The 13,197-nt window shown below is 37.3% G+C and carries 11 protein-coding genes; 5 read left to right on the top strand and 6 right to left on the bottom strand.

The features are described from left to right. Nucleotides 1-18: 18 nt before the first annotated feature. The 5 genes from NQ505_RS17860 to NQ505_RS17840 are packed head-to-tail and all read right to left on the bottom strand — an operon-like array spanning nt 19 to nt 7,280. Nucleotides 19-2,508, bottom strand: coding sequence for a fimbrial protein (locus NQ505_RS17860; RefSeq protein ID WP_008999601.1), 2,490 nt, complete (start codon nt 2,506-2,508; stop codon nt 19-21). A 21-nt stretch (nt 2,509-2,529) separates the two neighbouring features. Beyond that, the gene (locus NQ505_RS17855; RefSeq protein ID WP_032853591.1) at nt 2,530-3,498 is read right to left on the bottom strand and encodes a FimB/Mfa2 family fimbrial subunit; all 969 of its coding nucleotides are present in this window, start codon (nt 3,496-3,498) and stop codon (nt 2,530-2,532) included. 3 nt (nt 3,499-3,501) lie between these two features. Continuing rightward, nucleotides 3,502-5,088, bottom strand: coding sequence for an Mfa1 family fimbria major subunit (locus NQ505_RS17850; RefSeq protein ID WP_008999599.1), 1,587 nt, complete (start codon nt 5,086-5,088; stop codon nt 3,502-3,504). A 55-nt stretch (nt 5,089-5,143) separates the two neighbouring features. After that, the gene (locus NQ505_RS17845) at nt 5,144-6,685 is read right to left on the bottom strand and encodes a DUF3868 domain-containing protein (protein ID WP_008999598.1); all 1,542 of its coding nucleotides are present in this window, start codon (nt 6,683-6,685) and stop codon (nt 5,144-5,146) included. 7 nt (nt 6,686-6,692) lie between these two features. Beyond that, on the bottom strand, nt 6,693-7,280 hold the full coding sequence (locus tag NQ505_RS17840) for a DUF3575 domain-containing protein (RefSeq protein ID WP_008999597.1): 588 nt from the start codon (nt 7,278-7,280) through the stop codon (nt 6,693-6,695). A 620-nt stretch (nt 7,281-7,900) separates the two neighbouring features. Here NQ505_RS17840 and NQ505_RS17835 point away from each other — a divergent pair. The 5 genes from NQ505_RS17835 to NQ505_RS17815 all read left to right on the top strand — a co-directional run bounded on the left by NQ505_RS17835 (nt 7,901) and on the right by NQ505_RS17815 (nt 11,569). After that, nucleotides 7,901-8,422 (top strand): hypothetical protein, encoded by a 522-nt coding sequence (locus NQ505_RS17835; protein WP_151939900.1) that lies wholly within the window; start codon nt 7,901-7,903, stop codon nt 8,420-8,422. 142 nt (nt 8,423-8,564) lie between these two features. Next, the gene (locus tag NQ505_RS17830) at nt 8,565-8,846 is read left to right on the top strand and encodes a DUF3791 domain-containing protein (protein ID WP_004296045.1); all 282 of its coding nucleotides are present in this window, start codon (nt 8,565-8,567) and stop codon (nt 8,844-8,846) included. Continuing rightward, nucleotides 8,840-9,568, top strand: coding sequence for a DUF3990 domain-containing protein (locus tag NQ505_RS17825; protein WP_008999594.1), 729 nt, complete (start codon nt 8,840-8,842; stop codon nt 9,566-9,568). The genes NQ505_RS17830 and NQ505_RS17825 overlap by 7 nt, the downstream gene beginning before the upstream one ends. 281 nt (nt 9,569-9,849) lie before the next feature. Continuing rightward, nucleotides 9,850-11,061, top strand: a complete 1,212-nt coding sequence (locus tag NQ505_RS17820; protein ID WP_004325967.1) for an AAA family ATPase — start codon at nt 9,850-9,852, stop codon at nt 11,059-11,061. Then, complete coding sequence (locus NQ505_RS17815) at nt 11,051-11,569, top strand: hypothetical protein (protein WP_008999593.1); 519 nt, start codon at nt 11,051-11,053, stop codon at nt 11,567-11,569. Before NQ505_RS17820 ends, NQ505_RS17815 begins: the two co-directional genes overlap by 11 nt. On the opposite strand, the gene NQ505_RS17810 is transcribed toward NQ505_RS17815, so the two are convergent. Beyond that, nucleotides 11,562-13,076, bottom strand: coding sequence for a TlpA family protein disulfide reductase (locus NQ505_RS17810; protein WP_259825635.1), 1,515 nt, complete (start codon nt 13,074-13,076; stop codon nt 11,562-11,564). The genes NQ505_RS17815 and NQ505_RS17810 overlap by 8 nt on opposite strands. Nucleotides 13,077-13,197 lie beyond the last annotated feature (121 nt).

The following is a 13,197-nucleotide window of genomic DNA, read 5'->3' as shown; positions in this document are numbered from 1 at the left end:
TATCATCATACTTTCACCTCAATTCTCATTGTTGGAGGATATTGTTCCGTTCTGCTTAATTGTCGGACTGCCAAGAGGAACTGTCAAGTTGTTTTCATACTCTAAATATATATTTCCTATAAGCTCAACGATACTTGGACTATTGTTTTCCGGAATTGTTATAGTAACATCATAACTATATTTATTCGGTTCAGTATGTACTTCAGTACTTTTGCACCTTATGACACCTCCATAAGTGATTTGTAAATACAGTTTTCCGGAAGAGATTGTTACGTCCGTAGGGGTGAGGTTAATAGTCGTAGTATAAGATCCTCCTTCTTGCGGTATATTACCCATGCTGCTTAATCCCGTTTTTGCACGTAAATCATATCCGCTTTGTGAAACTGTGAGTATTTTATTTACTGTTTTTCCTTCCAAACCGATCCCCTCCACTTTCACTCTGAATGAACGCGGTGAGGTACTTTCTTTACGTTTGACGTATATCGGTATGTTTTGAGTGTTACCGCCATGGGTGGTATGTATTGTTTCTCCGGCTACAAATGAGAAATCGTCAAATTCGGTTGTTGAACCCACATATGCTCCTTCTGTGACAAGTGTTGCTGTCCAGTAAGGAATATTCGAGATAATACCAAAATAAGCATTTCCGCTCGTTTCAGTTCCCTGATAAGTAGGACTGCTGATGATACCTACTTCCAGTTGGCTTTTTATCATCTCATTGCGCACACAACGGATTATATACGCGTTTTGCCTGTCCATATTTTCTTGAATTTCTGCATTTTGCGGTTCTTCTCCGGAAAAATGGAATACGGTAGCATTGTTATCCCAATACCATCCATTGGAACGGTCTCCTTGCGATATACCGTTCGTATCCCTATATCTGTTATGTGGAGAAAATAGCCAATGGAATGAAGGATAACCCTGTGAATTACTTTCATTTTCTGCTGCCGTTTTCAATATTAGATTTTCAGCCGGAGTAGCCATGCGCCACTGCTTATTATCCACAATCCCCAAAGTCTTGATTTGAGATTCGGACAGTCCGGCAAGTTTGCAAGGGTCTCCCTTTCCCGCTGCTACTTGGACAATTGTATTATCTGTGGGTATTTTATCCGTTTCCAGATAAGGAATATCCGCCCATTCCGTAATATTTAAAGGAGCGTACGAGCCCGGATACCAAAGTACATCATTCAATATAGTGGCATTGGTAGGTGGGGTGAATTCCGTATTTGCATCCGGTGAACTTATGGCTATCAGGCTGCCGTATTTAAATAGGATATCCTTGTATCCTGTTCCTGAATGATATGCTTTCAGTATCCCTGAATAAACACTAAAGTCATTCCATATATTCACATTTCTGGACGTATCGGCTACGGCGTCATAGTCTGCAGCCTTGTCACTTACAATAACCAGTCCGTCAATAGGTTTCCAGTTGATAGTGATGTCATGTTCCTCCATTGCCACTATTTCCGCATAAAGTCCCATTGCTCCCATACCGGTAATGGTGGCGTATATCCGATAATGGTTGTTTCGTGTCAGGTTATGATTTTTAGGAGGCTCTTGACCGATATTCAGCAGATAGATGCAGTTCAGTACCTGTGTACTGCCGTTTTTAAGAACGCATTGTGCATCAATTTTAAGATAGGTTGCTTGTGAAGCATTTTGAGGTTCGGACAATAGATGTTCGGGAATATAAGTAATAGGAATCGTTATGAAATCTATGTTATCAGGAATGGTGTAGTTATTTCCATTTATCGTATACGTACCGTTATTATCGAGTTCACCTGTTCCTGATATAGTAAGATCATCCGACCATACATTTTCTGTATATGCCTGCCCCTCTCCTATAGTAGTGGCGACCGGCATACGACACACTTTTACATTCAGTTTGGTTACTTTAAAATCTTCATCCTCATTGGTGATATTTTTAATTGCCGTAAAGCTGATGCGGGACACCATACGGTTTACCTCAATCGGCAGTTCCGTTGTCGTAACATTATTGATGGTAACTGTGGCATTTGTTCCGTCGCTACGAGACTCCACATAGGCACGTGACACATTTCCATACATAGGTGGCGGAGCAACAATACCTATAGCAGAGAATGTCACTTTTTCTATTTCATTTTCCAATGTAATGGCGGCGAGCTTTTCCGTAAGCTCCGGTGTTTCGTTACAGATGATGTAAATGTTGTTATATCCCCGTGCCGCTCTTATGGGAGCGATATATATGTTATCTACGTTTATGGAAGCATCAGAAACATCGTTGTATACCAATTCGTTTTTGTCGTTAAACACAATTGCGCGTACGGATTTTATGACTTCATCATCGTCAGCAGTAGTATTGCGTGTCCCCATTTTAATACTCATTGGTATCTTTTCTCCTTCGTAAATACGTGCGCCTGTTGTTTCGTTCTCCTTTGTACAAGAGTAAGCAAACAAAGCAAATATTGTCAAAAGCAGGACATTTGCCGAAAATTGTATGTTGATAGTTATATTCATCCTTAATTGTGCCATAATTTCGTTTCAAAAAACGGCTTACATATCTGTTGGTTGGAACCAGTAGGTCCAGTTGTTAATAGTGATACTTAATGCTACATAACCGTTCTCTTCCTTATCTCCGATGCGGATGTTAATGTCCCACTGATATCTGCGGTCGAGATATTCCTGGTCACCCATCGCTTCCGGTTTACTTTTCAGCAAGTAGTCAATAAGATTTATGGTTGTTTCTCCTCCAATGTCTATTGCTTTTCCTGATGTTTGCTCCGTAATGGAAAAAGGCATAGCGACATCTTTGACGAATCTAAGCGTGTGGAGCCGGGTCTGAAGAGATAGTTTGTTGTCTTCCTCATCCGCACAAGGGTGGTAAATTATGTTCTTGTTTCCATCTCCAAAATTATTTTTATAGTCATAAATACTGTTTGCCGCTATCAATTGTATATCGTATTTTGAAAGATCGACCGGATTGCTGCCTCGTGTAATGCCTATCGTTATATCATTAGTATTACGTATCAGGCTGACAGTTTCTGTATTGCTTATGTTCTCCGGAGAAAACATTTGCAGGGGACCGCTATGCCATAATGCATCAAGATGATTGTTGCTCATGTCATTATCGGGTTCGTATTTTAAGGATAGTTTGTCTATCGGATCACCTGCAGTCATTGACGATAGCCGGTAAAACTCATCTGTTTTTCCGGCCCATACAACAGCCGTACAGCCTTTCAGTCGATAAGGGATCAGCATACGATAGTCCGTATTTTTCAGCGGATTACCTTTTTCGATGAATGTCTGAAGATATTTCCCTTCTGCATCGAACACATAGACTTTTACTTCCTCCACCTGATCGGCAAACCAGTCTTCATTTACCATGTTATAGTCATACCTGAATTCAAGAAAAAGGTCACACTGGTCAAGATCGTCATGAAAGACGTCGCAACCGGTAATCCCTGCCGCCATAAAAGCGGCAAGGATTATTATGTATTTCTTTATGTGTCTCTTGATTTTCATCTATTAATGCAAATCAACACCTTGTGTCCAGTAAGTCCATGGATTGATAGTGATTTTTACAGAAATGTATGCGTCTGCTTCATCATCATCGGTACCCGGAGGTGTAGGATTAGTAGGATCAGGATCAGACGGGTCGGGAATCCACGGTGTTCCGGGACCGCTCACGCTCTGAAGTTCCAGGTGATACCAGTTGTTACGTACCACACCGTATCTACCTAAAGCCATTTTGGTTGTTACATTTTGGTCGTGACGAATCAGGACATCGTAATAGCATACAGATTCATGATAATAACGTACGGCACAGAAGCGTCCGATGATACCGGTTTTCGCAGTAAATTTGTCTGCGGTAAGCTCTGCAATCGCCTTATCTATGTCCGAAACACCCTCTGCCACGACACCCGCTTTTTTTAAGAATATAGGTAAGTCTGTTTTCAGTCCGCCACTAGCAGTGTTATTATATTCATCTTTAAGCTGGTCTAATGTATAATAGTTCCCTTTCCAAGAGAAATAACTGCTATTTTCGGTCAAACCATTGGGAGTATATGTAGCTTTTACCACTACCTTGGTGGTGAATCCTAATTGCTGTGCCTTAGCTTCCATTGTATTTTCAAGACAATACAGACTTGTTCCCTTACTCTGTGCAACAGCAGGCATCTCCTCACTTTCGCTATCTATATTTTTTAGATAATTGAAAGCTGCATCCATATTCGTTTCCATAGTACTCGCATTTGATACATCAGGTTGTTCGTCAGACAAGTAGTTTTTATCCCGACGATAAACCGCTCCAGTCGTGGCATTATCGTAAGTGATAAGTTCACTATACAGTTTCACACTCTTATTGGTAACGCTTAATTCCCAACCGCCGAAAGTAAATTTAGCACCATCAGGTTTGGTAGTAAAAGACTCCTTAACCACAAGCTCTACTTTTGCACTCAATCGATCTACACTAATTTCAGCAGGATTGTTTTTGGCATCTGTTTTTGCCTGATTTATGGCTTCATTGGTATATCCACTTGGCTTATGCACTGTTACATTCGTTAATGCTCCTTCTATCCCAGTACCCTTGCCAGCACTCGTCATCATGAATTGATTGGTGGTAGCGACATTGGCAATAACCGCCTCAATAGCAGTGTTAATTGCAGACCAAGGTTTACCTTTTACTGTTTCCGCAGCTAAATTCCATCCTTTATTCCCGTCGGTGTAAGGATTGATAACTACAAATACTTTTTTGGTCTTCTCCGGTACTAATTTTGCATCGCTAGCTACAGCTTCCGGGGTCCCTGTTCCACCGGATTCTCCTCCGCTATTCCCAACAGTAAGATCGTCAAAGTTAACCACATCAAGGCACACATCTTCCTCGTCAAATAATAAAACTCTGACTGTCCCTGCTTTACTTTCCCCTGAACTTCCCGGTTTTTCTACTACATTCTCTGCTCTTGTAGTGGATGTGTGACTTTGCAGGGAAAGCGACAGATACGCCTTTCCATTCAGTTCACCGCTCGGAATATTCCCTTCCCGGGCATCATCACTACTACAGCCGGCAAACATAAAAGTCACCAATGTAGATAATAGAAAACTTTTTGTTTTCATCTTTGTTAAATTTTAAAATGTTGTAAATAAAATGATAATTATAATAAATAAAAAATCAATAATCTAGTTTAGTCATTGATCGAATATCTTCTTCCTTTTTATTCAATTCCTCCAGATTGAAATATGCTTGTTCCAATCCGGATTCGGCAGCTTTGATTAGATGTAGCTTTGCCTGTTTATAGTCGCTTTTCAACAGGTACAACACTCCTACGGCATTTTCATATTCCGGTGCAGAAATCTCTGCTTTCTTAAGATATTTTTCTGCTAATGCAATGTCTTCTCGCGAAAGTGCAGCCGAGGCAGCATTCAGGTTGGCAATCTTATCATCAGGAAAGAGACTGACAGCTTTTTCAAACAATTCTATAAACTCCGGCGATCCGTTTTTGTAAGTGAGAGCGACCAAATAAATTTCATTCAGGCTCAAATTTTGTGGCCGACTATGAATCAGCACTTTTGCCTGTTCTATATTAAAATTCTGAACATCGTACTCTATTTTACAGATCGCTTTACGCAGATGTTGGTAATACTCACGCAACATAAACCGATAAGGATTGCCCTGTTTATATAGCATCAACGATTTCTTGCGACTGGTATTCGTTCGGTAGTTTATTTCAACTGGTATGTGATCTATAATATGAAGAATTCCATCCTTTTCTGCCATGTCAGACTCTGCAACCATTTTACGTAGTCCTTCCCAGTTTTCGCCACCATATTCCACCTTGTATAATTCTTTAGAGAAAGGGAAACGAGGGAGAAGGTAATTAACAAGTGCCTTTGCACGTCCTTCGGAAAGCTGTTTGTTAAAAAGGACAGAACCCTCCGGTGAAGCATAACCAATGACTGATATTCCACGAATGGTAATAGTTGTATCATTTCTCACTTCGGCAAGCATAGAGGATATTTTTTCCAGTTCGACCGGGTTGTTCATGTAATCCGGCCTTATGATGGTCTTTGATACAACAAAATCCAGGAACGCTTCACATGACATCTCACGTTTTTTTACAGGTTCAACTTGTGGGCGGACATAACTGATATGCGGGACGATGTGATATGGAACAGGCGGTTGCTCCAAAGTGACGGTACCGAAAAGCGGAAACGTCGATAATAACTTGCCCGGTTTGCAACAGCCCATTACTTCCTTTTTTATATCCAAACGTGCATCTTTCATCCACGATTCGAATGGAATGACCAAGGAATATCGAATTTGTTTTTCTTCGGTTATTCCATATCCTTTCACAACATAGTACGGAGCTTCCGACTGGTAAAGATCACGTTCCTGTGTATTCATTAAAGCCAGTTTACGTTTCAGGTTTTGGAAATTACTATGCCCTTTGACAGAAATCTCCGGTAACTCCAGTTGGTGGTTTGCAGCAATCAATACCGGTATCAGTTCTATCGAATGATTGGAACTGACTTTTATTTTATCAAGGTCATAAAGCACTTGAATATGTAGGGAATCCCCCACTTGTTGCAATTCGATGGCTGTTGCTTGTATCGTTCCTTTATACCATTTGTCCGGCAGGTTTTCTCCATATAGTAATGGAGAAACGAGCAGTGACAGAGGCAACAGCCATAGGATAGATTTTAGATTTATCATGTTTTTGTTATTTTATAAGAAATATAAGTGAAACTGCTGCTTTAGTAGGTCCGAAATAGTTGCGATTTTCTGTTCCGGTCTTTTCACCACAAGTCTCGCATCGGAACTTGTCATAATGTAGTCTGACATACCCTATACCTATATTTGCTTCGAGACTCCAACGATTGCCTAAAAGAAAATGGTAGCCGTACGAAATGCCTCCGCCTATTCCCCATCCTTCATAGCGATAGTGACCGGAATCATCTCCAAATAGAAGCGGCAAATGATGACCGGCTATGTTGTACTGTCCGCCTAGTATATGTATTCCCCCAAAATGTCCGCTGAATCTTTCACACGTCCAATAACGATATTCTACCGAGCCAAGCCAATGCACCAGTTTCTTGTTTGAGGATGAATGAACGGATGTAAACCAGTTGAAGCCAGCACCCAGATCTACTGTACCTCGCGGTGAAATCCCGAATTCGGTTTCCAGATTAGGTGAACTGGCGTATGTACCGTAGAGTAGGTTTGTTTTTACCGCTATCTTTTGAGCCGCACATTGTGAAATGCTTCCCCAAAATATAAAAAAAAGAATTGCTATGTCATGTATCTTCATTAAAATGCGTATATTTATTGCTTATTCGCTTATGTTTATTTAAATATTATATGCTGCAAATTTACAAAAGAAATATATATTAAAATAAAACGTTCTGAAATTGCACACAGATTCCGAAATTTCACTCAAAATAGCCACATAATCATCTAAGAAGCGAGTTTTAACACTCTCAAAAAAGGTTTATCCGGTAAACATTGTTAAATTATTATCCATTCTATTCAATTAACTTTCATGACATACCGGTTGTTTATACACGCGTAAAATAAACGATGTATAAAAATGATTATTTATATTTACACGTATTGTTTAATGCTTCAATCATCCATCTTGAAATATCGGAATATTACAACTAGTTTTGTTCCCGGATTTTAAGGAGTCATCCGTTTCTTTAAAAGGAACAAGGCGTTCCTCGGTGAGAAACAGGGCGTTCCTTTAAAAGGAACGGTTCCTTGGTTTTAAACCAAAAAACAGTATCTATAATACACTGTATATCAATTTATTATAAAAAGAAGAATTCCGTCCCGATAACCATGGGAATATTCTCAATAAACCAAACGGAATTCACAGTCCAAAGGGCTGTATATACATACTTTTTTATTACAAACTTTAAAAATTTTCCCATGGTTACAGTTACAATTAATATCAAGCCATATTTGGCTGGATATATGTATGTCCGATATCGACAAAGTTTAGAACCCGATCCAGAGAACCAGTCTCATTCCTCCTCTCCTTCTTCTTCTTCCAAACGACTTATCCCTATCCATCTCTCCCACATTACTCCAGTTTATCACTTCCTTCATCAACTATCTGTCCCTCATCCGCAAAATACTTCATGGAAAGAAATTGGGAATATTTGCTTTGTACTGCCCAAACCGCGTAATGGGAAGAATCCGGAAGTCTATAACTATATCGGAAACGATAGTGCATTGATTATAGAAAAGGAAATAGAAACGGAGATGAAAGCGGAATTATACTCCTTTCTATTGGATAATAAGTTTAATAAAGGAGTGATGTTTAAAAAGTCAATAGAACAATTCGTAGAGCACTACGAAATGGTAGGACTGGTACAGGAAGAAACGCTGATGAGAGCATTTCAAAGATGGAGGAAGTTGGTGAAAGAAGAAAAAGCTATAAAGCTATAATGAAAGTATATTGATTTTGATTTAATCCATAATGAAACGTGATATACTATACTAATTAATTGGAAGAAAGAAGGAACTTTTCTATCTTTGCTAATATTAATCTTTTTCGCTAATTGATTAAGATAAGAAAGGAGAAAATAATGTGACCCTCAAAGAAAAACAATTAGAGTTTATTATCTATTGTATAGAGAATACAGCCGAACGGTTAGGACGCTATAGTGCGGATGTATATAATAAACTAAAAGAATTAGGTGCTATAGACGGCTATATAAATGCTTTTTATGATACTTTGCATACCCAAGGCAAAGCCTACATAGTAGATTCTTTATTAGAATATATCTATCATCGTGATCCACAATGGTTACCGGAAGATTATCGTCCTTTTCAAGTTTCGACACAGCAAAAAGGAGATAAGTCATGTTAACTGTTTATCATGGTTCTACTTACCGTGTAGAACAACCATTAGCTGGCGTATGCCGACCGAATCTTGATTTCGGAGTGGGCTTTTATCTTACTGATTTAAAGGAACAGGCAGTTCGTTGGGCTCTTCGCACAGCTGATATTCGCCATGAAAATAGTGTGTGGCTCAATATTTATTCATTGGATATAGATGCCTGCCGCAACTTTTCTTTTAATTATTTGCACTTTACCACTTACGATGCACATTGGCTGGATTTTGTTGTAGCATGTCGACAAGGGAATGTTATATGGCAGGATTATGACATAATAGAAGGCGGTATAGCAGATGACCGTGTGATACGTACTATTGACCTTTATATGCGTGGTGATTACACTCGTGAAGAAGCGTTGTCACGTTTGATTCATCAAGAGCCTAACAATCAAATTTGTATTACGAACCAAAAAGTAATTGACGAACACTTACATTTTGTGGATGTTATACTTTTGCCTTTCCCATCTCTCTCAAAAGAAATCCCCAATGCTGATATTGTAATGCAAGGCAAATATTACAGCATTGTAGAACTTCTTGCTACCCGTCTGCATATTTCCAGTCTACAGGCACTTGATATATTTTATAATAGCGAAAGCTACCAGCGCATTGTCCACCGACTTGGAGATCTATATCTCATGAGCGATGCATATATTGTAGATGAATTGATGAGAGAGCTACAAAAAAGACAAGGTTGACATTAGCCTTGTCTTTTATCCCTATTGTTAAGCTGTTCGAGAAGTCTTCTTCCGATGAAGTAGTCAGGCCATCCGGATCGGTGACAGTACTCATATTGTGAATGGCAAAGAAGACATTAAGAAGTTAGCGAAAATTTATAATATGAGTGAACATCTACTAACTTTTTCTTGTTTTTTTCTATAAAAAAGAACTACTTTAGGTATTATACCAGTATTAATGACTACATTTGCCAATAGTTATTCTTTTATATGAGGGATATAACTTAAATTTTTTAATGAGCATGGCACATTTAATTGTAACAGATTTTGGGGCTATAAAATCCGCAAATATAGAAATAAAGAAATATAATTTCTTTATTGGACATACTTCTAGTGGAAAAAGTACTATTGCAAAACTTCTTGCAATATTTAACAATTCGATTTTTTGGACTATTAAAGAAGGAGATTTCAATAGTTTCTTAAGGTTATTGGATAAATATAATATTAATTTTGAATTTACGTCTACAACCATTATTCGTTATAGCAATGAAAAATACTATTGGGAAATAGGCTTAAATAAATTTCACAGTAACTACGAGGATGCTGATTTGATGGAAATGGCTAATACTTCAAAGTCATATGATTTTATTTTAAAATTTATAGAACGAAAAGAAAATAACTTTGCATACAAAGAATTTATCAAAAGTCTTAAAAACCTCTTAGATTTAAAAGATAGCGCAATGGTAGAGTTAATAAAACCTGCCTTAGTTGGACTCCTTTATGAAGAATGTATACCAGTATATATTCCAGCTGAAAGATTGTTGATTTCAACATTTTCTAATAGCATATTTTCTTTACTTCAAGCAGGAGCTAGTATTCCCGATTGCATAAAGGATTTTGGTAGCTTATACGAAAAAGCAAGAATTCAGTATAAAAATATTGATATAAACATTCTTGACATTAAAGTGTCATTCAATAACAATGGTGACACAGTATATCTAATGAATGAAAACAAAGAAGTAAAACTATCTCAAACTTCTAGTGGAATTCAATCAATTATTCCGTTGTGGATTGTATTTAACCAATATGTTGAAAGCAAGAAAAAACAGATATTAGTAATAGAAGAACCTGAATTAAATTTATTTCCTTCTACTCAACACTTTCTTATTGATTGGATCATGAGAAAGATGAGAAAATCAAATGGAAGTATTGTAATTACGACACATAGTCCATATGTGTTATCAGTAGTAGATAATTTAATTTTAGCACAAGAAATATTAAAGAAAAGCAATAAAAAGAAGTTGGTGCTATCTAAAATTAAAGAACTCATTCCATCAATGGCGCTAATTGATTTTGATGATGTATCATCCTACTTTTTTCATTCAGATGGAACTGTTAAAGATATAAGAGATACTGACATAAAATCTTTGGGAGCTGAATACATAGATACGGCTTCTGACAAATTAGGATATATTTTTGACGAACTATGCAATATTGAAAGAAATGAGTTGTAAATGTTTTAATAGAAGATTCGTATTCAAGAATACAGATTCTTTTGATCATAAATATGTTAATTCAAAGTGTAAATGCACTTCTCGTTTTACGATTTATGAAAATAAAAGTAAGTTCACTATTGCATCTAAAGATATTTCCGAAGTTGATAAAATAAAAATTGATGGTTATTTTGATAGTTCATCAGAGCATAGAAAGTGTGATTACTTATTTGTATACACATCACCCCTTAGTTGTGTTTATATTTTTGTAGAACTAAAAGGAACGGATATTGCACACGCTATAACACAAATCGGCAATACTGTGAACTTATTCTACAATCAAGGATATCTAAAAGATAAAAAAGTTATAGGAGCTATTGTTAGTTCACGACATCCATCCAATGACGGTACGTATCGTAAAGCAAAACAAACCCTAGAAAAATCACTTTCATCAAAAATAAAAAGCTTTCGTATAGAAAAGAAGAATAAAGAAATGACATACGATCCTATTAATGATAAAGTTATTTGAGGGCATCGTCAATTCGAGATACAAATTGCGGATTGCTGGGACGTGCTGTAGTTCCGAAATCTACAATTTGCCCTTTTCTATTAATCAACAGATAATAGGGCATTCTATCTATTTTCCATTGTTTGCGAATTTTCTGTAAGTTATCTTTTCCAAAATAATCAGATGCATAAATACATTCAATTCCCCGGTTCTTCAATGAATACTCATTCAGACATTCTTCCCATTCTTCCTTGGGTTCACTTACACATATGGAATATATGACCAGGTCTTTGGTGGAATACTTACTCCGCAATTGTTTCAAAGGTTCCATTTCTGCCAGGCATGGTGGACACCACCTAGCCCAAAAATCGAAATAGATCACTTTTCCGTGATTCTTCTCAAGTATATTATAGACGGGTTCCATGTAAGGCATAGATGTTTTTAGCTTTGAGTTTTCGTGAAACTCACCATATAATAAATTATTGGAAACTGGTTGCGGATTTTCCAGGTAAGATTTAGTCTGATTATATATCTGCATCACTTGTGCACGCAAATGCGGCATTTTTACGATCGAATCAAACTGTGTATGCCTCGTTGTTAAAGCAAGTGTATCATTTGCATTCAAAGAGCCAACTGCCATTTTGGTATATATATACTGGTTCAGTTCATTCTCTCCTACTGCCGACATAATCTCTTCTACAGATGGATTTTTTTTATCTTTGTATGTTATCCCATAAGCTATATAGCATTCTACCTCATCGGCAATATCATATAAACGTGCTGAAAGAATCCCTTTATTATAAAGCTTATTGATTGCAGACAGAAGTTTATGATACCGATCCATTTCTTTTCTTGTTTTAAACTGGCATTGGTTACCATAGGATAACAAAGTGTAATAATAGTCCTGTTTCAGTAACTCTTCAGTAAATAACGTAACATCGCCCATTGGCTTATACTTCGTCAGATACTCGTTTCTCCGCTCCAAACGAAAGTCATATTCCTTCTTTAATTCAGTCTCAAAATCCTTAATATTCAAATTCGGGTTTATACTATAATTCTGTATGTAATAGTAGGCGCTTTCTGTAAATGCCAGTATTTCTTGATTCAACTTCTCTGCATCACCTGTTACTTTGGGATGAAAAAGATCTTTGAAGTCTATTTCCACGTGTATGCTATCTCCCGGGTGGATATACAAATGTTCCGCATAATTGCGAATGGAAACTTCTCTTAATTTTGCATAAACCGGAAAGCGGAATGAAAATGAACCATCTTCTTGTATGGGGGTACGATATTGATTTTCCATTTTCCAAAAAAATGGAATGATGAGAGTTAATTCCTTTTCTTGAGGATAAAAATCCCGGTTCAACACTTTTCCTGTGATAACAGCTTCTTTAATATATTCTTTTGCTAACGAATAACTTTCTTCTGTCTGTACAGATGATTCGAATTGAGATTTTGCCCGGTCTTTTTGCCCGCATCCGGCTAATAACAAAGAGGTTATTATCAGAAAGGAATAATAGTGTTTCATCGTGCCTGAATATTAGAAAGTTTGCAAATCTAAATAAATAAGAGTTCTTGCTCCTAAATATATGAAATTAATTTTAGGGGCAAAAACTCTTGACAGACAATTCGTCTCAATTTTAAATCTT

The organism is Bacteroides sp. D2 (genome assembly GCF_025147085.1).
In the GTDB taxonomy this organism is placed as follows: domain Bacteria; phylum Bacteroidota; class Bacteroidia; order Bacteroidales; family Bacteroidaceae; genus Bacteroides.
This window is presented reverse-complemented; position numbering and strand designations above follow the sequence as displayed.